This is a genomic window from Streptomyces sp. NPDC058240, from assembly GCF_042882135.1.
Classification (GTDB): Bacteria; Actinomycetota; Actinomycetes; order Streptomycetales; family Streptomycetaceae; genus Streptomyces.
Genome location: NZ_JBHVWT010000062.1, coordinates 1 through 20,961, shown reverse-complemented (window position 1 = coordinate 20,961; position 20,961 = coordinate 1). Strand labels below are relative to the sequence as shown.

Below are 20,961 nucleotides of genomic sequence, written 5' to 3'. Positions count from 1 at the left end.
GCGAGGATAGCGTCCACGGGTAGAGAGCAGCGGAGAGAAGGGAAGCGAGGCGGACGGCGGGGGGCGTTTCTCCCCCCCCCCCTGTTTCGACTCTAAGGCCAGCGCCCACACGAGGACGATCGCGGTCGGTCAAGCGGCCTGGCCGAGGCCGGCGGCGGTCAGGTCCTGCTCGCGCAGCGGTGTGAAGTCGACGTCGAGTTTCGGGTCGTACGCGTCGGGCTGGATGCCGAGTTCGTGGGTGCTGTACTCGCCGAACCGGTTGATGTGTTCGGTCAGGTACGGCGAGATGTGCGCCAAGTCTTCCGGGTCGATCTCCCATCCCTCCTCCAGCAGCTGCCGCACGATCTCCGCGATGTCCAGGGCGTTGTGGAAGATCACCGCGTTCGTGAGCAGCGCGTTGAACTTCATCGCCTTCTCCTGCTCGATGGGGTCGTTGTCGGCGATGACGCCACGGTTGCCGAAGCCAATCCACTGGGAGAACCGGTTGAACGACTCCACCTTGTTGGTCGCCGCCGTCACCCGCCGGCGCAGCGGCGCGTCGGAGAGGTAGCGCAGCAGCTGCACGGTGCGGATCACGCGGCCGACCTCGCGGAAGGCGGCGTAGGTGGCGTTCTTTCGCGACCCGGAGCGCAGGCGCTTGAGCAGTGTGGAGGAGGAGATGGTGCCCTCGCGTACGGAGACGGCCACGCGCATCAGGTGGCGGAACTGGGACTCGATCAGGTCGAAGTCGATGACGTTCTTGCCCGGCTCCCCGAACAGGGCGTCGATGTGCACGTACTCGCTCTGCTTGGAGGGCCGGTAGAAGGTCAGTTCCTTCCAGTTCCTGATCCTGGGCATCAGGTCGAAGCCCAGGAGGTGGGCGAGCGCAAAGACAGGGAAGCTCTGGCCCTGCGTATCCGCGTGCACGGTGGTCGGCTGCACCTCGCTGGTGTTCTTCAGCAGGCCCTCGATGATGTAGACGGCCTCCCAGACGCCGCACGGGATGAAGTGCGTGAACAGCGCGATGTAGGTGTCCGAGACGTGGTGGTAGGCGATGCCGCCCGGCTTGCCGTACCTCACGCTCGTCTCGGAGAGCAGGTTGTCGAGGTACGTGTCCATGTGGGTGCCGTCCGCCGCGACGGCGGTCCCGTCGCCCCACGCCTGCGAGATGTCCAGGCGGGCGTGCGCGTTCACCGGGTCGGCGACCGCCTCGTTCAGCAGCACGATCGAGAAGTGCTTGTTGGCGACGTACGACAGCTCGTGTCCGCTCACGCCGGGGATGTGCCGGGCGGCCTCGTACGGACCCATGTTGGTGCCCTTGACGAACGTGACGATCACGTAGCGGCCCAAGGGGTCGGTGAGCTTGGGCTCGTTGCCGGACGGCGGGCCGAAACGGCGCCACCACTCCACCCAGTACGCGGTCCGGGCCACGATCCCCATAAGGGAACGCTCCGGCATCCTCGCCTTGATCTCCTGCTCCAGCCGCTTCGCCGAGGGCCGCTGGCCGTCAGCCCGGAACGCCTTCAGTGACGGGACGCCCGTCTCCGGATCGATGACCAGGCCGTCGTTCTCCGGGTACCCGGCATCCGCCGCCGCGGCGGCGTTTCGCAGCTTGTCCTCCAACTGCCGGCGGAAGAACTTCGCATCGAACTCGGCACTCTCGCCCGCCTCGGCGAGGCCGACCTCCACCAGGTAGGACCCCAGCGTCTCCTGGACGACCTCCCAGGCCAGCAGCTGCTCGGACCAGTCGCCGTACTCCTCCGAGCCGACCACCGCGACGTCACCGGTGCGCAGTTCCTCGGCGAGCGCGGTGAAGACCATCGCCTCAAAGTGCTTGCGCACGAACTGCCCGGTCCGGGTCTTGTCGACCACCGCCTTGCGCCAGTTCTGGGTGGCGAAGGAGATATCGACCTCCTTGCCCTCCTCGTTGAAGGCGGTGATGTACTCGCCGCGGGCCGCCTGGTGCCGCTGGGCGTGCTCGAGTGCGTCCAGCACCCGGCTGTCCTCGCTGGTCGCGGTGAACTTCAGCTTGTCGTTGTCGGCCAGGTCGAACATCACCGCCCGGTCCCGGCCGATCTGCCCGTACAGCAGCAATTCCCAGAAGTTGCCGTGGTGGGCAGAGACCTTCTCGATCTGCTCGTACTGCTTCGCGAAGCCACCGAAGCCCTCCACCGCGCGGGTGACCGCGCCGAACCCGCCGGCCTGCACCACCTGGGCCTTCACCAGGGCGAGGACCGCCGGGGAGACCCTGCCCTCCAGCCGCGTCGCGACCTCGTCCACCGACGCCTCCTCGTCCAGACCATCCAGGGCCTGGCGGACCTCGGCGGTGATGGCCGCGGCCTTCGTGAGTGCCTCCTGGGCCGGGCCGCCCTCGTCGATGTGCTTGAGCACCGTGCGGTAGTTCCCGATCAGGGACTCGACGATCTCCCGCTCCGCGAGCCGGATCTCCTCCAGCTCCGCCTTGGCCTTCTTGATCTTCATCGCCACACACTTGCAGAACATCGTTGCCAGGTCGTCCCGCACCCGCATCCGCGCCTTGTGCGTCAGGGCCGCGACCAGTGCGATGCGCTTGACGGAGGCGAAGTCCCGCAGCTCCGAGGCGTCCGCCGCGTCCGCTTCCCCGGCGAAGTCGGTGACCTTTCCCGCGGCGACACCCTCCATCCACACATCGGTGTCGCCCAGCTCGTCCAGCCATTCCAGACGCTTGGTCAGGTTCTTGAAGTGCGACCAGGTCGGGCCCTTGGCGGGCTTCTTCAGCCGGTTGAACAGCGTCGTCCCGTCGCTGTCACGGTCCTCCAGCAGCCGCATGAGCCCCGCCCGCTGAGCAGCGCTCATGCGGTCGTGGATGCCCACACAGATCGAGGCGTTCACCTCGGTGCGGATTTTCGAGGCCATCTTGTCGAAGGTCGAGAACCCGGGCAGCTCCAGCCCGGCTTCCACCACCTTCTCCAGCGCGATGTTGATCAGATCCGCCGGTCGGTTCTTCGCCGCGGCCTCCTTGCGGATCGACTGCTCGACGATCCCCCGGGCCTTGGCCTGGTCGTACGTCACGCCGGCCTGCTTGCGGACCAGGCCCCGGTGGTGCTTGGCGGTCCGCTCCGCCCGGTACACCGGCAGCGTGCCCTCCGGCAGCTCCACCGCCCGCCGGACGAAGTCCACCACCATCTCCGGGACGTCCTCCAGCGCCGGGAAACACCCCATACGCCGGTACGACTTCAGCATCAGCAGCAGGGCCAGCAGATGCTCTTCGCAGTCCGTGGCATCGGCCGCCCACTCCAACTCATCGCGACTCGGGGAGAAGAACAGATGCAGCTCATGCGCGGTGATCAGCCGCTTGAACCGCGGATACGCGGTCCGTTCAATCGATGTCACAACCCACCCCAGGCCCCAGACGACGCTCAACATCACCACCAACGACACTGAGCCGAATGGGTGACGGGCGACGGGCACTCAGGGCTTCAAGATCATCCCGTTGCCCCTTTGACGCGTATCTCGGTCACACCTCCACCGGTCTTTCAGGCCAAGGCTGTCAGCAGTTCGGGCCCGCCGAGCCGGAGCCGCCGCTGAAGGAAGCGAAGTTGTCGCTCGATATCCAGCCCCAGTTCGGGCCGGCCTTGACGTAGATCCACCAGACCCCGCTGTCAGGGTTCTGCTTGTAGCAGCCATGTTCAGCGTGACGCTGGAGGAGACGGACTGGATGTTCCCGCAGTCGGCGCCGACGCCGTTCTTCAGGTTGTAGGTGCCCTTGAGCTTGCCCGTCGCGGAGGACTTGTCGGATTTTGGACGATCCCGTCTGCGAGAAGGCGGCCCAGGGCCGTCCACGCCGAGAACTTGCCGCGCAGGCTCAGAGTGCCGGAAGCCGGATCGAAACCGACTGCGGTCAGATTCTCGGAGAGCCTTCCGGCAAGCGCGGGCCACCGCCGTACCAGCGTGTTGACCGCGGGAACGGGCGAGCCGGCGTGCTCCAGCATCTCCATCATGGCCACGGCTACGGGCACCGGGCGTGCATCTTCCCGGCGAGGCGCCGGCTGAGACCTTCGCCGGGCGGTCCGGCCCCGATGGAACCTGGCGGCCTGAATCGCGCGGCGCAGAGCGATCCGCGCCAGATCGTCCTTGCCCCGCCCTGTCCCGTACGGCACCGATCGACCATCACGTCTCCTTCATTCCGCATGCCGTTGGTGCCACGGTCACGATTACTGCGCGGCGGGGTTGTTCTAGTCGTTGAGAAGGGGGCTGTGGCGTTCGGTGAGTGGGCCAACGCCGAGATCTTCACGCATGAGCTTGCGCATCTTGGCGGCTGCCTTGCCGCGTGCCTCCCAGCGGGCGCGATCCTCTGAACTGCTGACAGCAGTGCCGTCGATGTAGCCGTCGCAGATGCGTCGCAGGCAGTGGAACACGCTGTTGGAGGCCTGGACGACGGGTTGGGGCGCGATGAGCCACATCCGTTCTGACGCGATACCTATCCCTGAATCCCGAAAGGCCTCGCGCAGCGCAAGCGCCCGCTCGTCGTCGGAAGGGTGCTCTCGCTCGGCCAGGGCCCGCAGGGTCTCACCGAGGACCTTCACAGTGGTGGTGTACTGCGTATAGATGTCGAGCCGCAGCCGAAGGGCTTCTTTGACATCCTCGCGCTTCCACCGATTCCGATCGGCGATGAGAGTAGCGACGATGCCGATTGCGGCCCCGGCCAGGGTGGAGAGCAGCGGCAACCAGTCCATGCGGGCCAGTTTGGGCTATCCCGTGACGGCGGCACCAGGTGGGCTGACCCGTAACCAATGGGCCACCGGCTGGCCTGGGCAGAAGGCTGCCGGGGCCGGTCACGCGGCAGATTCCCCGGTCCGGGCGGCACGTTCCGCCCGCGCCCGGGCCACGGCACGGCTGTGTACATCACCGTCTGCCCGGAACGGACGGTCGGCAGGGGGCGGCGAGGTCTGGGCGCTCGCGCGCTGGGCCGCCTTGTGAGCATCGAGCGCCCTGCGGTACGCGGCAGATGCCGTCTTTGGTGTCGGTCATCCCTTGCGCGCCCGGGTCGGACCCTTCGGTGCAGAACCGGCAGCACGCTTTCCGGAATCCTACGGCTCCCAACGTGTCTCCCCGGCTGCTGTGCCCAGCTCGGCAGGCGCGTCTGGAGAAAATAGCCGGTTCTCTCTTGGCGGCTGTGCTGGCGGCGGGGGCGTTGTCGCCCTCGACCGGTCCTGCGGCCCGTGCTCCTCTTCGGTCTTCGTCACGCGCCCGCCTCCGCCTGGTCGGCGAGCTTGCGGACCCGGGCGGCGGTGTGGGTGATCCGCTCCGCCTCGATGCCCAGTGCCCTCGCCGCGTCGGAGCCGGCGCGACCATATCGCGTTCGGCCGTCATCGTCGTGATCGCGCTGCCGGGCCCGAGCGGTTCGCGGCCGCCGCACCGTACAGTCCGCCTGGCCTCCTCCGACGAGCGGCTCGCCTACCGGCCGTGCCCAGGACGGCAGGGGCTGACCGGCCGGTTCGCCTACCGCGGGGGTCGTTTCCCGGTGAGTTCCTGCCACCGGTCACGCTGTGCTTCCAGCTCGGCGAGGGCGGCCTTCCGGCGGGGGTCACGCTTCTGCTGGGCGCAGACACGTTCGAGGTTCTTGAGGGCGGCGTCCCGGGACGCGGTGTTCTGCTGGGCCGTTTCGAGTTCCTGCCGCGCACGCGGCAGGCGCACCTTCTGGTGTGTCCGGAACTCGTCTTCGTCCGCCGCCGCGTTCTGGATCTCGACCGCGAAGTCGCCCACCTGCTCCGTGCAGGCCGCAGCGATGCGTTGGTGACCGTTGGGCGAACGCTTCGCTCGTACTCTGTGGTGTTGGGGTTGGGGTTGGGGTTGGGGTTGGGGTTGGGGTTGGGGTTGGGGTTGGGGTTGGGGTTGGGGTTGGGGTTGGGGTGACTGGTGTGACGACGACGTTCACCCGTTCGTGGTGGTCGCTCCAGGAATCACGGATCTGGTGATCTGCGTGGGTGGCACGGTTGTGGCCCGCGACTTCGGAGGTCCGAGATGTGTGTTCGCTCCCGTACCGGCTGCGTGGTTCCCGAGCTGACCGTGCGGGTCGCCCGGGCGAGCAATCCCAGGGGCACCACGGCCATGGCCATCCGTGACCATCTCAACGGCCTGTGGAGCGACGAGAACTTCGAGGAGTTGTAATTCCAGGGACGGCCAGCCGCTCCTGTCACCTGCCCAGTTGGCCACGGTGTCCGTTTTGCAGTTCCTGCTGGAGCTGTCCGACCGGCAGGCCGCCGAGTCCGTGCGGAACCGCATCGACTTCAAATACGCCCTGGGCATGGAGCTGGAGGACCCCGGCTTCCACCACAGCGTCCTGGCCGACTTCCGCGAGCGCCTGGCCGCGGAGGGCCGGGCCGACAAACTGCTGGACCTCGCGCTGGAGAAGATCAGGGCGGTCGGCCTGGTCCGGGAACGCGGCCGGCAGCGCACCGACTCCACCCACGTCCTGGCCGCGGTGCGGGACCTGACCCGCCTGGAGCTGGTCACCGAGGCCATGCGCGCCGCTCTGGAGAAACCGCCGCGGCCCTCGCGGCCCGCCGCCGCAAGACCGAGACCGCCCTCCAACGGGCCCACGAGGCCATCGCCCGCCTCCGACGCGAGAAGGCCCAGGTCAGCGTCGCCACCGTTGCCCGCCGCGCGGACGTCTCCCGCACTTTCCTCTACGACAACTCCGAGGCCAGAACCGCGGTCGCCACCGCCATGGCCGAGGCCGACGAACGCCGCACCCGGATGCTCACCGACCAGGACGACGAACGCGAGGCAACCTGGCGCGAACGCGCACTCAGCGCCGAGGACGCCCTCAAGACGGCCCAGGCCGAGATCCTGGGCCAGCGCACCCGGATCGGCGAACTGCTCGGCCAGGTCCACGATTTGGAAGCCGAGTGGACCGAGGAGGCCATCCAGCAGATCACCACCGAGAACACCATACTCAAGCGGCGCGTCCGCCAGCTCACCACCGACAACCGCACCCTCGACGAGCGGCTGAAGGCCGCCCGCTCAAACCTGCGCTTCCAAGACCGCCGCGTCGCCGACCTCGAAGCCCGCGTCACCAACCCGGGATCAGCGACCTGATCCTGTCCCGCTGACCAACTCACGGCCCGTCCACCGTCCCGGTGGAACTCGGCCTGATTCTCCGACCATGGACTGCTGACCCGCGTGTTTCTGCCCTGATCCCCTTTCACGGGTGCGTGACGGTCGGAAGCGGGTGGCGCAGTTGCGTCAAGTGGGGCCGAGTCCGGTGAACAGGGACTGGGCCACCATGTCGGCTCCCTGGGCAGGAGCCAGCTCCGACATCTCGTGCGAGGCGATGTTGGTGAGATGAACGAGCAGGGAGCGGGCCCAGCGGTCCGGGAGACCGGGGCGGATGAATCCCTCGCGCACCGCGCGGGCCAAGAAGGCGTCAAGTTGCTCGATCAGCCAGTGGAGACGGGCAGCCGCCGCTTCGTCCTCTACCTGCTGCAAGTCCACCGGCCACCGTCTGCTGACGGTGATGATGCCCTCCGCGTATCGGTGTAGCGCCACCGCCACGGGTGCCTCTGCCAGCCGCGCCTGGGCGAGGACCTGCTCGCAGGCGTCGAGCTTGGCCGTGTGGACGGCGGCCATCAGCGCCTCGCGGGTCCTGAAGCGCCGGTAGACGGTGCGTCGGTCAACGCCTGCCGCCACTGCGATCGCCGCGATGCTCGTGCCGGGGTCCTGCGCCAACAGGCGTGCTCCGGTCTGCAGGACCGCGTCCAGGTTGCGTGCTGCGTCAGCTCTCATCGTGACCGGAGCATACGCAGATACGGGGCTGATGGGCCAATATATGCCACACCCCTATTGCAAGTTACCGATCAAGTGTCACATAGTTGTGGCTCTTGATCGGTCTGATGCATCCGCTGTCGCATCAGTCCTCATTTCTCATCCCAGGAGTCATGCGTGAGCCCGGTCCACATGTCCGAGAAGTTGCAAGACGCCCTCGATTCCAGAGTCTTCGTCACCGTGGCGACCCTCCAGCCCGACGGCAGCCCGCACCAGTCAGTGGTCTGGGTGGGGCGGGATGGCGACGACCTGTTCTTCGTGACCGGTATCGACAAGCTCAAAGTGCGCAATCTGCGGCGCGATCCGCGGCTGAGCGTGACGGTCAACCCGCCGGACGAGCCGTACGGGTACGCGGTGATCAGCGGCACCGCACGGTTGGAGAGCGCGGGCAGCCGGGAGCGGATGGACGAACTGGCCGTCAAGTACACCGGCAAGACATACGCCGAACACCACCCGGAGTCGTATGCCGCCCTCCCGGAACTGGTCACCGTCCACGTCACCCCCGAAAAGATTGCGGCGCGGTTCCTGTGAGCCGAAGGAGAGCGGGGATGAAGACCTACGTCATCACTGGCGGCACGGACGGCATTGGCAAGGCGCTCGCACTCGAGTACCTGGAAAGGGGGCAGGAGGTGGTGGTCGTCGGGCGCAGTGCGGAGAAGGGCGAAGCATGGCTCGACGCTGCGCGACAACGTGATGCGACCGGACGGGCGCACTTCATACGCGCCGACCTGAGCCTGGTAGCCGAGTCCAGAGCGGTGACCGACAGAATCAGGTCGTCCTTCGCAAAGATCGACGCTCTGGTGCTGTGCGCCCGGCACTTCCGGAGCACCCGTCTGGTCACGGCCGAGGGTTTCGAGAACACCTTCGCGCACTTCTACCTGAGCCGCTTCGTACTGAGCTACGAGCTGGTTGACCGGCTTGAAGCCGCTGACACCCCGGTCATTCTCAACGTCGCCGGTCCCGGCGGCGGAGGAGAGATCCACTGGGAGGACCTGGAGTTGGCACTGGAGTACGACGGGCAACGGGCGCTCGCACAAGGCGGGCGGCTCAACGACTTGCTCGGCGTCGGCTTCGCGGCCGGCCGGCCGGGGACGAACGTGCGGTATGTACTGCTCAACCCGGGAATGGTCAGCACCAGTTTCTCCGGGCAGTACACCCCGAACGTCATGGCGCAGATCGATGCCATGCGCCAGTCTGCACAGTCGGTCGAGGAGGCCATAGTGCCGATCCTCAAGGTGTTGGATGACCCGCCCGCTGCGTTGCTCAGCGCCTTCGTGCGGGGTGAGCCGCTCAGCCCACACGGTCCTGAGTTCGCGGTCGAAGAAGCGCGGCGGCTACGCGAGCACACGGAGAGGCTGCTGGCTGATTAGACGTCGTTTCCATGGCGTGATCGCTCGTTGAGATGTGCATGACGGATCTGGTGGAGCGTTTGGTGCCGGATGAGTTGTGGGTGTTGTTCCGGCGGGTGGTGCCGCCCACGGTGGTGAGGCGTCAGCAGGGCGGGGCCGACGTCGGGCTGGCGACCGTGAAGTTCTGGCCGCGGTCATCTTCGTGGCCACCTCGGGCTGTACGTGGAGGCAGCTCCCGCCGGTGTTCGGCCCGGCCTGGCAGACAGTCTACCGGCGGTTCGCCCAGTGGAGCGCGGGCCGGGTGTGGGCCCGGCTCCACAGCGTGGTCCCCTTCCAGCTCCACGAGCCCGGCCTCGTCAGCCGCGTCGTCGTCACCCGTCTCCTGCGCGGCCGCCGACGCGGGCTGTGGTGGTGTCGTCTGCGGCAGGTCCATCAGGCGTCTGACGCTCGGCAGCGTCGCGACGCTCTCCTCGGGCGCGGGCAGGTCCAGGGCGGCCTGTTCCCGTGCGAGCCGCAGCGCCATGCGGCGCTCGACCAGCGTGGTGCCCAGACCGAGGTTCCACCGCTCGAACAGGTCACGGACCGCGGCCTTGTCGTCCGGGAATCGGTCCCGGGCCGCGGCCAGGCGGCGGGCGAACTGCAACGCCTCCTCGCTCACCGGCATGTGACGCCCCGGCGCGTGTTCCCAGGCCAGCGCATGCCACCGGCGGTCGGCGGGATCGCGGAAGTAGACCGCGTTGATGTCGTCCGGGTTCACCGCGATCGGCCACTTGCCGTCCCGGTCGCCGCTGAGCAGACCGCGGTAGGGATCCAGGACGGCACCGTTATAGCGGCGTGCGTCGAGGTCGATGCCGTAGTGCTGGATCTTCCGCCGTTCCACCCGCAGGAACTCAAAAGGCAGATCCGGATCGCGCGGCACCTCGATGTAACCGGCCCTGTTCAACCCGTGCTCGAACATCGCCGCCGGCGACATCCGCAGCCCCGGCACCCCGGGATCGACCAGACTGGTGTGCGGCCGGTGGTGATACACGCAGGCCACCCACTCACAGATGATCGCCTCAAGCTCGTGGAGGAAGAAGAACGCCTCCCCCTCGGGGCGCTCGCCGCGCGAGTGCAGATCGGGCCCCTTGTAGCCGGGCAGGGCCTGCAACAGGTCCTCGCGCAGAGTCAGGAAGAACCTCTCCAGCGGGCCCTGGTCCCGGCCCGTCCGCAACCGAGCAGGCTGCACCGAGATCCCCAGCCGGCGGCAGACGCTGGTCAGATGCTCCGAGACGAACACCTTGCCGTGATCGACCAGCACCGTCTCCGGAACCAGCGCGGGCGACGCCGCCCCGCGCATCGGCCCCTCCAGCGCGGTCCGGTCGATCAGCACCGACCAGGCAGCTGGCCGGGCACCCTGCGCCAGCCCCGCCGAAGTAGTTGCTCTGCAGGAGATCCTGACGTCCTTGAGCCTGCCGCCAGGGTGGGCCCGACCTCGCGGGCGATGCTCGCAGAGTGGTAGGTCAGGTGACTTCCCAGGCCGCCTCGATCATCTGGAAGATCTCGTCCAACGCGGCCTGCGGATCATCCGTCTCACGGGCCAGCGAATAGGCGTCGATCACGAACCTCGCGATCGTCCGGCAGGCCGTTGTGGTCTGTGACAGGCCGGGATCGGCGGCGATGGCCGTTGCCAGCGACTCTGCATGACGCAGCCGCATCGACTCCTCGTACTCCCGCAGGGCACGTGACTCGTCGATCATGCGGTAGATCGGGACGGTGCCGTCCGCCGTGCAGTGCCGGACCATCTCCTGGATCTCGCGGCGCAGTGCGGGGATGAGCGGTTCGTGCGGTGCGCGGTTGGTGACCGCCTGCGTGAGGCGTTGCTCGAAGTTGTCGTCCTGCTCGAACACCAGGGCCTCTTTCGAGGCGAAGTGGGAGAAGAGCGTGGTGACGGCCACGTCGGCCTCGGCGGCCACATCGCGGATGCCCACCGCGTCGTACCCGCGATCCAGGAAGAGCCGCAGGGCGGTGTCGGCGATCTTCTGTCGGGTCGCGGCCTTCTTGCGCTCACGGCGTCCGGGCGGCTCGGTCATGTCGCTGACACTATCAAATCCAAAGGAGTAACTGTTCCTCAACAACAACCGTTAGTGTTACGGTCGGCTGCATGAAGAGAGTGAGCTTCGCCGAGTTCGGCGGTCCCGACGTTCTCCACCTCGAAGGCGCCGAGGAGCCCCACGCGGGCCCCGGCCAGATACGCATCGCCGTGCGGGCGGCGGGCGTGAACCCCGTCGACTGGAGAATCCGTGAAGGCCAGTTCCAGAAGGTCCGCCCGGTCGTCCTGCCCGCCGGAGTCGGGCAGGACGCCTCCGGGGTGGTGGACGAGGTCGGCGAGGGCGTCGAAGGAGTCGAGGTCGGCGACCACGTGTTCGGGCGAGGCTCGAGCACCTATGCCGAGTTCGCCGTGCTGTCGGCCTGGGCCCGAATGCCCGAGGGGCTGACCTTCGAAGAAGCGGCCGGATACCCCTCCGTGGTGGAGACCGCGCTGCGCATCATCCGCCAGGCCGGTGTGCAGCCCGGCCAGACGCTGCTGGTCAGCGGAGCGTCCGGCGGAGTCGGATCGGCGGTGCTGCAGATCGCCCGCGACCGCGGCATCACGGTGATCGGCACGGCCGGGGCCGCGAACCAGGACTACCTGCGCAGCCTGGGCGCCGTCGCCACGACATACGGCGAGGGCTGGGTCGAGCGGGTGCGGCAGCTCGGCCATGTCGACGCAGCCCTCGATCTGGCCGGCTCCGGAGTGATCCGCGAACTCGTCGAACTGACCGGGAACCCGCAGAAGGTGATCTCCATCGCCGATCTCGGCGCGCCGGAACACGGTGTCCGGTACTCCGGCGTGACCGGGAACGTACCGGAAGCCCTCGCCGAGGCCGTCGGCCTCATCGCGCGGGGAAAGCTCCACATCCCGGTCGAGAAGTCGTACCCGCTCGCCGAGGCTGCGGCCGCGCACATCGACAGCCGGGCCGGTCACACGCGCGGGCGCCGGGTCATCGTCGTCTGAGCCGTTTTCTGCCCGGTTGCACAGCCCGGCAAGCTGCCTTCCTTCCAGCGATCCTGCCCAGACCCACCCGGCAGGTGTGCGACACGCAAGGAGCCCCATGCACACTCCTGTCACGATCATCGGCGCCGGACTCGGCGGCCTCGTCCTGGCCCGCGTCCTGCACCTCCACGGCATCCCCGTCACGGTCTACGAGGCGGAGTCCTCCCCGACGGCGCGTTCGCAGGGCGGGATGCTCGACATCCACGACCGCAACGGCCAACTCGCCCTCAAGGCTGCCGGTCTGACGGACGAGTTCCGCAGCATCGTCCTGGAGGGCCGCCAAGCGATACGGCTCCTCGGCCGAGACGGGACCGTCCTGTTCGACAAGGCCGACGACGGCACGGGCGAAAGCCCCGAGGTACAGCGCGGCGAACTGCGACAAATCCTGCTCGACGCACTCCCCGCCGACACCGTCCGATGGGGCCACAAGGCCACCGGCGTCCGCGCCCTCACCAAGGGCCGCCACGAGGTGACCTTCGCAGGTGGCACCGCCGTCGCCACGAGCCTGCTGGTCGGCACGGACGGTGCCTGGTCACGAGTGCGACCGCTGCTCTGCGACACCACGCCCGCATACGTCGGCCGGTCCTTCGTCGAGACCCACCTGCACGACGCCGACACCCGATACCCGGCCACCGCGAAAGCGGTCGGCGACGGAACGCTTGTAGCGCTCGACCCGGACGGGAACGGGAAGTGGTTCGTGGCGCACCGGGAGAAGGACGGGACCCTCCACACCTACATCACGCTGACCAAGCCACAAGACTGGTTCGCGACCATCGATTTCACCGATGCCGCCGCAGCCGCCGCGCGGATCGCGGAGGAGTACGACGGCTGGGCACCGGAACTCACCGCCCTGATCACCGCCGGCGAGACCGCGCCGGTCCTGCGCCCCCTGCACGCCCTGCCGGTCGGGCACCGCTGGAACCGGGTGCCGGGAGTGACCCTGCTCGGCGACGCCGCCCACCTCTCGACCCCCAACGGCGAGGGCGCCAACCTGGCCATGCAGGACGGCGCCGAACTCGGCAAGGCCCTCGCCGCACACCCCGATGACATCGAAACCGCCCTCACCGAGTACGAACGAGGGCTGTTCCCCCGCAGCGCCGCGGCCGCCGCCGCAGTCGCCCACAACCCCACGTCCCAGGAGGTGATCAAGTTCTTCACCGAACGAGAACCAGCGGGAACCTGACAGTGCCGCAGAGGTGAGCGACTGCAAGCTCTCCTGCTGAACGACTTGCTATGTATACGGAGTTTGCCCATGTTTGCTGTGCAATACCACCGCTACGGCGGTTCCGAGGTCCTCTGCGTGGAGGAGGTCGAAGAGCCGCACGCCGGGCCCGGTCAGGTCCGCATCGCGGTGCGTGCCACCGGCGTCACTCCTGTTGACTGCTACCTGCGTTCAGGGTTGCTGCGGGACATCGCCACCCTGGACTTCCCCCACATCCCCGGCATGGATGCCGCCGGAATGGTCGACGAGGTGGGAGAGGGGGTGACCGGCACCGCCGTGGGAGACGAGGTCTTCGGCCTCGTCCCCTTCGTAAATCAGGGAGGCGCTGCAGCCCAGTACGCCGTGTTGGAGGCATGGGCACCCAAGCCCCGGTCGTGGTCCTTCGAGGAAGCGGGCGGCGCCGCAGGCAACATCGACACGGCCACGCGGGTACTGGAGGCCCTGGAAGCCGCCGAGGGCATGACTTTGCTGATCGAGGGTGCCGCCGGAGGCGTCGGCACCATCACCGCACAACTCGCCCAGGCCCGCGGCCTCACCGTGATCGGCACCGCGAGCGAAGGCAACCACGGCTTCCTCGACCAGCTCGGCGTCGTACCGGTCACCTACGGGGCGGGGCTGGCCGATCGCCTTGCCCCACTGGCTCCGCGCGGCGTCGACGTGGTTCTGGACGCGGCCGGTAAGGGCTCTCTGGCCGAACTGGTGGCCATCGCCGGCGATCCGCATCGCGTGGTGACCATCGCGGACTTCGACGCCGACCGACACGGAGTGCGGTTCTCCCGCTCCGAAGCAGGGGAGTCGCCGGGCTGGGCAGGGCTGCCACTGGCGGCCGATCTCGCCGACCAAGACCGCCTCACCGTCCCGCTGCACGCCGTGTTCCCGCTGAAGGAGGCCGCCACGGCTCACGACGTCAGCGCCACCGGCCATGCGCGCGGCAAGATCGTCATCACCGTGCCCTGACAGCCGTGGGCCTGGTCGGGCTCGCCGCCTACCGTCCCTTTCCGTCAGCACCTGGAAGAGGAGCTCAGCGCCCCGGCGATCAAGCGGCGGCGGGCCCGGTCGTCGCACTCGGCCAGCAGCAGTTCCGCGAGGAAACCCCGGTACGACATCTGCTCACGCGACGCGGCCCCGGCGAGATCGGGAAACTGCCCTCGGACGGTGGGGAGCCGCAGCATTCGGCATGCCTGGTCAATGACGGCAGTCGCGGCTTCCTCGGTCAGCCTCTCCTCGGACGGCCCGGGTAGGACCCGGCGGGGCGGGAGCACCGACTCGAACGGAACCCAGGACACCGCCCCCAGTACGGACTTCCTCAGCCCGCCGCCCTCACCGTCGGCCCACTCGACATCGACCAGACCCGGATCCATCGCCACCCCCGGCTCCGCGTACCTGCCGCGAACGACCGTGACAGGTACAGAGAGAACCGGGCCAGGCAAATGGGATCAAACCCCAAGTACGAGGCAAACGCCGCCGCTCAGCGCGCGACGCAATGAGAATCCGACAGCGCAAACGAGAAGCGGTGAGAATCCGACAACCTCAGTACGACAGGACATCCCGGCTCAGATCGATATCGGGCCCACGGCGCCGACGGTGACAACAAGCTTGCCTATGTGACAACTAGCGTGCTTCGGCTCATGGGCGGGTGTGACTGAGCGCTTCAGTTGGCGGATGTGCGCGAGAGTTGGCGGAGCGAAGTGAGGCCGTGGCATGTGCGGCGTTACAACCGGGACCGAGCAGTTCTCGGTCTGCACGGTTTCGACGGCCGGGACTGCTCCGACCCTGTCAGCGAGTGGACGGCGCCAGGAAGGCCCGGTCGATCGATGCCGACGTCAAAGGCCCTTCAGGACACGATCAAGCGCCGACCGGCCTGCAGGTCCCCGGTTCGGCCAGCCCTGCCAGCCCGTGCGCCCGGAACAGCTCCCGCCACTTGATCACCGTCGGCCGCGTCGAGCCCACCGCGGCCGCCACCGAGCTCGTTCCCGCGCCTGGTTGCGCACACGCCAGCACGATCCGCGCCCGCTCGACATACCCCGCCCGAATCGACCTTGAGCGGGACCACGACCTCAACGTCAGGCGATCCTGCTCCGAGAGCAGCAGCGGGGCAGGCTGCAACGGGGCCGTGCCATTAGAAGCGATCCGGGCGGCAACCTGACAGAGCCGACTCAACGGTTCCGTCGACCAACTCCCGCGCGACCAGGCGGCCCACGGCCGCGGCGAGCGTGACCGCCGAGTGCATCACTGCCAAGTAGAGGCCGGGGACCTCGGCGACCGGGCCGATGATCGGCTCACCGTCGGCCGGCATTGGGCGCGCTCCGAGTCGGGTGCTGAGCAGCTCGACGCTCCCGGCGCCATGGAAAGTGGACCGGACGGCGGCAAGGGTCCGTTCGGGCGAGTCCGCGGCGGCGATCAGCCGGTCCGCGGCGACCTGCCGAAGATCGAAGTCCTCAGTGTTGACCACGGTGCGGACCAGACCGGCCGGGGCGCGGAGCCGGAACAGCGGCGACGGCGACGGTTCGACCGGGACGCGCACGCCGAGCGGCGCGCTCAGCGCGGCCGTGGCAACTCCGGCCGCCAGCACCACCGTCGCACCGGAGAGGGGTCCTGCTGCCGTCTCAACCCCGGTAATCTGGCCCGCTGTATCCCGGCGGACCGCGGTAACCGGCGTGTCCAGATGTACCCGAGCTCCATGGGTGCGAGCGGCCGCGACCAGCCGCTCGGTCACGCCCACCGAGTCAACAGCGCCGTCACTCGGCGCCCAGACAGCCCACTCCGGAGGCTGCCGAAGGGTGGGCTCGAGCGTCGCCACGGTGGCCGCGTCCACGATCGTCTGCCCGGGCCCGGCGTCCGGCGCACTGTCCTCCCTGGTCCAGCTCAGCGAGCCGGACCAGGTAACCGGGAGTCCCGGCAACTCGGCCCCGAGTCGGTGGTACTCCGCCGTTGCGGTGGCCCGCAGCCCGGCGGCCGGACCTTCACGCACGCCAGACGCTCCGACCCAGGCGAACGAGTCCGCCGTCACGCCGGCGCCTGGCCGCCCGGCGTCGACCAACGTCACCGCGGCGCCCGCCCGGGCGGCGTGATAGGCCACCGATGCGCCGACAATGCCGGCGCCGACGACGACCAAGTCCCCACTCACCGATGAGCTCAACACGTTCACGACCCTAGCGTCCGCCCGCGCGGCCTGGTGGGTCGACGCCCACTGACCGACGACTGCCCAGGCCATCGGCACTCGTGAACACCCCTGCAGGTAAGCGTCGCAGGCCGCACCCCGTCCGCCAACTCAAGCGCTCAGCTCCGCCAACTAGCGTGCTCATCCACCAACTGAAGCGCTCGACTGGACGCCCTCCAGCTTCGCCAGGCCCGGCGTGGGTCCCAGCCGGAAGCCGCCCGGCTGCGGCTTGCCGCTGGCGGCGTACGACAGGAAGTCGAGCGGGCTGTCGCCGGGGCTGGGGTAGACGACGCAGTCGGACAGCACGGCGAGTGGGTACAGGCCCGTCATCTTTGCCATGTTGTTGAGCTTGCGGTGCATGTTGACCCGGGCCTTGCTGATCACGGCGGCCCGGATGTCCGGGCGCCAGGTCGGCCGCTGAAGGGCCGGCCACGTCTCGCCTTCCCTGCGGGCGTTCGCGGAGCTTGCCGACGCCGCCCTTGACCGTGGCCTTGATCGCGGTCAGCACGGCGGCCAGGGCCGGGTCGGTCTGCTTGTGCCGCTCCATCGCGGCGAGGAACCGGCGGTCGTCCAGGTCCCGGGTGACGCCGAGGTCGGCGAGGGTGTCGACGTACGCCGTCTTGAGCCGGTCGTGCCAGGGGTCCAGGTATGCGCCGGTCTCGCGGCGCAGGTACGCCTCGATCGGGTGCACGTCGTAGCCGAGCTCCTGGGCGTAGGCGACGGTGTGCGTCTGGTACCAGGCCGGGCCGGTCGGGCGGGTGCCGTCCGGCGTGAACGGGCTCCGGGTCCTGCAGGGGTGACCTCTCGCCCGGCCTTCTCGGCACGGGCCCGGTGCAGGTGTCGTCTGCTGCGAGAACGTCAGCGGGCTCTGCCATGAGGCGTGTCAGTGCGCCGAGGCGTGGTCGGGTTCGGTGATGCGGAGGCCGTACTGGCGGGCCCAGTCGGCGAACCGCTTGACGAGCCGCTCGAAGCGCAGCGGCCCGATGTCGGCCAGGCCACCGAGGACCTCCTCGGCGGCACGACCAGGATTGGACTTCTACCGCCTTGCCGAGAGGCGCCCGGCCATCCTCGGACAGCAGAACTTCATCGAACCGCCGGCCGGAATCGCATCACGCCGCCATGGGGAACGCATGGTCTTCGCCGTTGAGAACCAGGGTGGCTGGGACTGGTCGATCCCCTGGCAACCCGAGACCGGGGACGTCGACCCGGCTGTCGGGCTCACGACGATGAACGTTCCCGTGCCTGAACAGGAGCCCCTGAGTCGCTTCCTTCTGCAGTTTTCCCTTCATGAAGCGGCAGTGACTGCCCCGTACCATGCGGGCACACAGGGCCCCGCCGAGCGGCTGATGCCCCTGCTCGAGAGTCTGCTGCAGCGCGTCCCGCTCCTGCCGTTCATGTCACCGATCGTTCCGAAGATCTTCCTTGTCGGACCTGGTGTGATTGCCCAGGTCTCGCAGAGTCGACACGATACGGACGAGATCACCGTCGAGATCGGGGCCCACCATCGCGGTGCGCTACGACCGCTCGGCCGGCTCGACATCGAGTGGCGCGGATTCGACGGGTGACGCCTCCGGCGGGATTTCGCAATCGAGCCTGATGGACCGCTCTCCAGGAATTGAGTCGCTGTCCTTCACAACACAGCCCAGACTGAGCTGGTGGATACCCGCCGCCCTTACCCGTGCTGTGGTCATCTCGTCTTCGATGCCGAGGACGGATGGCCCGGTTCGTACGCCACCTGTCCGATCTGCTTCTGGGACGACGACCTGGTGCAGTTCCGCTGGCCGTGCACGCCGGGTGGTGCCAACAGGGTGTCGCTCCTTGAGGCTCAGCGGAACTTTCAGACTTATGGTGCATGCGATCAGCGCGGCCGGCGCTTCGTTCGGCCGCCTGCTGATGACGAACCTCTCGCCCCGGCGTGGCGCCCGATCGCCCCGGCGAGTGATCTGTTCGGGGACCTCGAGAACGATCAGCGGCCTTGGCCGGAAGACCGGTCGGTCCTGTGCTGGTGGCTCCCTTCCTTTTGGGGAGCCACCGAGGAGCTAGCCTTCGTTCCGGACCGCGAAGTGGTGATCGACGTCAGTGCGGCGCACAGCGAACGCGAGCCGCGTTCAAAGCGGGCGCCGGCCCGCACCAGCGCCACGAGATGGGGTGCGTTGACCGCGCGCCAGCGGGCCTGCGCGGATTCGATCAGCTCGAAGACCATGGCGAGGGCGGCTCCCCGGCTGCCGGCGCCCTTGGTGACCTTCGCCCGCAACCGGACCGTGGCGAAGGTCGACTCGATCGGATTTGTGGTGTGCAGATGGACCCAGTGCTCGGCGGGGAAGTCGAAGAACGCCAGCAGCTCGTCCTCGTCGTCCGTGATCCGCTTGACGACCTTGGGGCATTTCGCCTGGTAGGACCGTTCGAAATCGCGGACGGCCCTGGCCGCGTGCTCCTTGTCCTCGGCATTGTAGATCTCCTGGATCGCGCGCTTGGCCGCGGGCTGGGCCGACTTCGGCAGCGCGTCCAAAACGCTGCGACGCGGTTCAAGCTATGAGCAGGTCACGTGGCGTCAGGCCGCATAGTCGGTGCCGTGGAGGATCCCGAACGGATGACGTCTGCCCCACAGGAGAACGTAGGGAAGTTTGAGTGGCGTGGATCACTAGAGATCATGGACGTCGTGCCAGGAGGACGAACTCTCTTCCTGGGCGATCGGGCGCATCGCGCACGTCTTCTACCACGTATCCGTGCGCGATCAGGTCCTGCTCGACGTCCTCTCGCTCCCGAAAACGCAACGTCGAGTCCGATGTGAGCACCTGTCCGTCCGCAGCGAACCCGTAGGTCCAGCGGAATGTCACGAGGGGCAAGCTCACCTCGATCAGCTGGACCCAGCTCTCGACGGAGCCGATGCCTGGGATCTCTGTCACGCGATAGGAGTTCTCGCGGGTCCACTCTTCCCAGGCGCGTCTGCCAGGGTCGCGGGTCTCGAAGACCAGATGCCCGCCGGGCCGTAGTGCTTCGTAGGCTCCTTGCAGCGTCTTCTGCCACGTATGCGGATCGGCGATGGCCTGGGCAACATTCGCTGTCATCGTCGCGAGGTCGACCTGGAGCGGGGGGAGGTCTGTCGCGTCACCGCAGATCCAGCGCACTCGTTCACTGCCCAGTTTTGTCCGAGCGACATCGATGGACGCCAGGGCGGGATCGACGCCGACGACCTCGATCCCGCGGTCAGCCAGGAGAAGTGCAAACACCCCTGTGCCGCAACCGATGTCCAGTACTCGTTGTGCCTCGAACTCTTCTGCCATCTGCAGGTATGCATCGAGGTCGCTGCGGTCGGGGTCGAGCGGATCGTAGATCGCGGCGAGTCGTGGATGCGCGAAGCAGTCGTCAGCCATGCGACGAACGTATGCAGAGCTGGACCCGAACAGCTACCGAGTTTCGCCGACGGTTCTCGTGCGGCACCAGCAGTCCGTGCAGATCAAGCTTCCCTACGTTGTCTGCGGGACAGGGCGAGCCCTCGACGCACTAAAGATGTCGCGGTCGGTGCTGCCGCACTGCCGCCTGCTGACGTTGGACGAACGCCTGGAACATGCCGCCGCCAAACCCGTGCTCGTCCCCGAGACGATCGTCTGTGACCACGGCAAGGTGTTCATCTCCCGAAACTTCCGGACCTCCTGCCGGTTCCTTGAGATCGACTTCCAGCTCCACCTTGCTTTCGACAAGGTGAAGTAGAGCCGGTGGGGTGGTGAGGTTGGGAGCCACCCTGTCTGATGGTGTGTGACCTGCCACTGTTGGAATAGTGGGGCTGTGGGCTGACTGGCGGAGCAATTAGCGGCTGGACGCGGGTGGCGGTTCTGCGTCGGTATGCCTGCTGGACCGAAGGGTGGCTAGGCCGAAGGCCAGTCCTCCGGCGATGAACCAGGGATTCCAGAGGACCAGCGTCCAGGCCCGCTGCCCCACGCTCACGGAGGTGTCCAGGTGCGTTGTGTTGGTCAGCAGCAGCACCTCGATACCGACGCCACGGACCAGTAGGAGGGCACTGACGCCCCACCCCAGCCACCTTGCCAGCAGTGGGGTGCCTCGAAGTTTCCGGACAGGGATCCAATAGGATCGCCCTGAGAAGGAAACGAGGAAGAAGTGGCGCCACCCAGCAAATACTCGCCGGAGTTCCGCGAGGAAGCCGTCCAGATCGCGTTGAGGTCGAGCAAGACGATCTCTGAAGTCGCCCGGGAGCTTGAGTTGAATCCGGAGACGCTACGTGGCTGGGTGAAGAAGTACCAGAAGCAGCAGGAACCGAGCGAGCGGTCGCGCTTGAAGGAACTCGAGCGACGTAACCGAGAGCTGGAGATGGAGAACTCCTTCCTGAAAAAATGCGCGGCGTACTTCGCGA

19 protein-coding genes and 8 pseudogenes are annotated in these 20,961 nt (G+C 67.8%); 13 read left to right on the top strand and 14 right to left on the bottom strand.

What is annotated here, in order from left to right:
- Positions 1–129 precede the first annotated feature (129 nt).
- From ACFVX4_RS37975 to ACFVX4_RS37960, 4 genes are all read right to left on the bottom strand, one after another.
- A complete protein-coding gene (locus ACFVX4_RS37975) occupies positions 130–3,351 on the bottom strand; it encodes a Tn3 family transposase (RefSeq protein ID WP_389986854.1) in 3,222 nt (1,073 codons plus the stop codon).
- A gap of 842 nt (positions 3,352–4,193) precedes the next feature.
- Entirely contained in the window at positions 4,194–4,694 is a 501-nt protein-coding gene (locus ACFVX4_RS37970; protein ID WP_389986851.1) for a hypothetical protein, read from the bottom strand.
- 506 nt (positions 4,695–5,200) lie between these two features.
- A complete protein-coding gene (locus ACFVX4_RS37965; RefSeq protein WP_389986848.1) occupies positions 5,201–5,377 on the bottom strand; it encodes a hypothetical protein in 177 nt (58 codons plus the stop codon).
- 83 nt (positions 5,378–5,460) lie between these two features.
- Positions 5,461–5,724, bottom strand: coding sequence for a hypothetical protein (locus ACFVX4_RS37960; RefSeq protein ID WP_389986845.1), 264 nt, complete (start codon positions 5,722–5,724; stop codon positions 5,461–5,463).
- Positions 5,725–5,982: 258 nt separating this feature from the next.
- Between ACFVX4_RS37960 and ACFVX4_RS37955 the strand changes: the two genes are divergently transcribed.
- From ACFVX4_RS37955 to ACFVX4_RS37945, 3 genes and pseudogenes are all read left to right on the top strand, one after another.
- Positions 5,983–6,129, top strand: a complete 147-nt coding sequence (locus ACFVX4_RS37955) for a hypothetical protein (protein WP_389986842.1) — start codon at positions 5,983–5,985, stop codon at positions 6,127–6,129.
- Positions 6,080–6,295 (top strand): annotated as a pseudogene (locus ACFVX4_RS37950) (transposase); the annotation flags it as partial. The gene ACFVX4_RS37955 and the pseudogene ACFVX4_RS37950, both read left to right, overlap by 50 nt.
- Entirely contained in the window at positions 6,253–7,059 is an 807-nt protein-coding gene (locus ACFVX4_RS37945; RefSeq protein WP_389986874.1) for a DUF6262 family protein, read from the top strand. The pseudogene ACFVX4_RS37950 and the gene ACFVX4_RS37945, both read left to right, overlap by 43 nt.
- 147 nt (positions 7,060–7,206) lie before the next feature.
- On the opposite strand, the gene ACFVX4_RS37940 is transcribed toward ACFVX4_RS37945, so the two are convergent.
- A complete protein-coding gene (locus tag ACFVX4_RS37940) occupies positions 7,207–7,746 on the bottom strand; it encodes a TetR family transcriptional regulator (RefSeq protein WP_389986839.1) in 540 nt (179 codons plus the stop codon).
- 156 nt (positions 7,747–7,902) lie between these two features.
- Between ACFVX4_RS37940 and ACFVX4_RS37935 the strand changes: the two genes are divergently transcribed.
- The 3 genes and pseudogenes from ACFVX4_RS37935 to ACFVX4_RS37925 form a co-directional block, all read left to right on the top strand.
- A complete protein-coding gene (locus tag ACFVX4_RS37935; protein ID WP_389986836.1) occupies positions 7,903–8,316 on the top strand; it encodes a PPOX class F420-dependent oxidoreductase in 414 nt (137 codons plus the stop codon).
- A 17-nt stretch (positions 8,317–8,333) separates the two neighbouring features.
- Entirely contained in the window at positions 8,334–9,155 is an 822-nt protein-coding gene (locus ACFVX4_RS37930) for an SDR family NAD(P)-dependent oxidoreductase (RefSeq protein ID WP_389986833.1), read from the top strand.
- A gap of 38 nt (positions 9,156–9,193) precedes the next feature.
- Positions 9,194–9,537 (top strand): annotated as a pseudogene (locus ACFVX4_RS37925) (transposase); the annotation flags it as partial.
- Here the strand turns inward: ACFVX4_RS37925 and ACFVX4_RS37920 are convergent.
- Positions 9,460–10,509 (bottom strand): annotated as a pseudogene (locus ACFVX4_RS37920) (Mu transposase C-terminal domain-containing protein); the annotation flags it as partial. The pseudogenes ACFVX4_RS37925 and ACFVX4_RS37920 sit on opposite strands and share 78 nt — an antisense overlap.
- Before the next feature lie 127 nt (positions 10,510–10,636).
- A complete protein-coding gene (locus ACFVX4_RS37915; RefSeq protein ID WP_389986830.1) occupies positions 10,637–11,206 on the bottom strand; it encodes a TetR/AcrR family transcriptional regulator in 570 nt (189 codons plus the stop codon).
- A 71-nt stretch (positions 11,207–11,277) separates the two neighbouring features.
- Here ACFVX4_RS37915 and ACFVX4_RS37910 point away from each other — a divergent pair, with 71 nt between their 5' ends.
- From ACFVX4_RS37910 to ACFVX4_RS37900, 3 genes are all read left to right on the top strand, one after another.
- Positions 11,278–12,171 (top strand): NADP-dependent oxidoreductase, encoded by an 894-nt coding sequence (locus ACFVX4_RS37910; protein ID WP_389986827.1) that lies wholly within the window; start codon positions 11,278–11,280, stop codon positions 12,169–12,171.
- Positions 12,172–12,268: 97 nt separating this feature from the next.
- Positions 12,269–13,393, top strand: coding sequence for an FAD-dependent oxidoreductase (locus ACFVX4_RS37905; protein WP_389986824.1), 1,125 nt, complete (start codon positions 12,269–12,271; stop codon positions 13,391–13,393).
- Between the two features lie 69 nt (positions 13,394–13,462).
- Positions 13,463–14,389 carry an NADP-dependent oxidoreductase gene (locus tag ACFVX4_RS37900; RefSeq protein WP_389986821.1) on the top strand — a complete coding sequence of 309 codons (927 nt, stop codon included), beginning with the start codon at positions 13,463–13,465 and terminating at the stop codon, positions 14,387–14,389.
- A gap of 83 nt (positions 14,390–14,472) precedes the next feature.
- On the opposite strand, the pseudogene ACFVX4_RS37895 reads toward ACFVX4_RS37900, so the two are convergent.
- The 4 genes and pseudogenes from ACFVX4_RS37895 to ACFVX4_RS37880 form a co-directional block, all read right to left on the bottom strand.
- Positions 14,473–14,694, bottom strand: a pseudogene (locus tag ACFVX4_RS37895) (AAA family ATPase); the annotation flags it as partial.
- A 583-nt stretch (positions 14,695–15,277) separates the two neighbouring features.
- A complete protein-coding gene (locus ACFVX4_RS37890) occupies positions 15,278–15,394 on the bottom strand; it encodes a hypothetical protein (protein ID WP_389986818.1) in 117 nt (38 codons plus the stop codon).
- Positions 15,395–15,551: 157 nt separating this feature from the next.
- Positions 15,552–16,547, bottom strand: coding sequence for an NAD(P)/FAD-dependent oxidoreductase (locus ACFVX4_RS37885; RefSeq protein WP_389986815.1), 996 nt, complete (start codon positions 16,545–16,547; stop codon positions 15,552–15,554).
- A gap of 207 nt (positions 16,548–16,754) precedes the next feature.
- Positions 16,755–17,382, bottom strand: a pseudogene (locus tag ACFVX4_RS37880) (transcriptional regulator); the annotation flags it as partial.
- A 238-nt stretch (positions 17,383–17,620) separates the two neighbouring features.
- On the opposite strand from ACFVX4_RS37880, the gene ACFVX4_RS37875 reads away from it, so the two are divergent.
- Together ACFVX4_RS37875 and ACFVX4_RS37870 are read left to right on the top strand one after the other, a co-directional pair.
- Positions 17,621–18,157, top strand: coding sequence for a hypothetical protein (locus ACFVX4_RS37875; protein ID WP_389986812.1), 537 nt, complete (start codon positions 17,621–17,623; stop codon positions 18,155–18,157).
- A gap of 90 nt (positions 18,158–18,247) precedes the next feature.
- Positions 18,248–18,481 (top strand): annotated as a pseudogene (locus tag ACFVX4_RS37870) (CPCC family cysteine-rich protein); the annotation flags it as partial.
- A 77-nt stretch (positions 18,482–18,558) separates the two neighbouring features.
- On the opposite strand, the pseudogene ACFVX4_RS37865 reads toward ACFVX4_RS37870, so the two are convergent.
- Positions 18,559–19,107: pseudogene (locus ACFVX4_RS37865) on the bottom strand (transposase); the annotation flags it as partial.
- A 133-nt stretch (positions 19,108–19,240) separates the two neighbouring features.
- Positions 19,241–19,966: a class I SAM-dependent methyltransferase gene (locus tag ACFVX4_RS37860; RefSeq protein WP_389986809.1), complete on the bottom strand. Its 726-nt coding sequence runs from the start codon at positions 19,964–19,966 to the stop codon at positions 19,241–19,243.
- Positions 19,967–20,090: 124 nt separating this feature from the next.
- Here ACFVX4_RS37860 and ACFVX4_RS37855 point away from each other — a divergent pair.
- A pseudogene (locus tag ACFVX4_RS37855) lies at positions 20,091–20,273 on the top strand (hypothetical protein); the annotation flags it as partial.
- A 126-nt stretch (positions 20,274–20,399) separates the two neighbouring features.
- On the opposite strand, the gene ACFVX4_RS37850 reads toward ACFVX4_RS37855, so the two are convergent.
- A complete protein-coding gene (locus ACFVX4_RS37850; protein WP_389986871.1) occupies positions 20,400–20,600 on the bottom strand; it encodes a hypothetical protein in 201 nt (66 codons plus the stop codon).
- 108 nt (positions 20,601–20,708) lie between these two features.
- Here ACFVX4_RS37850 and ACFVX4_RS37845 point away from each other — a divergent pair.
- On the top strand, positions 20,709–20,961 hold a 253-nt coding region (locus tag ACFVX4_RS37845; protein ID WP_389986806.1), incomplete at its 3' end, for a transposase.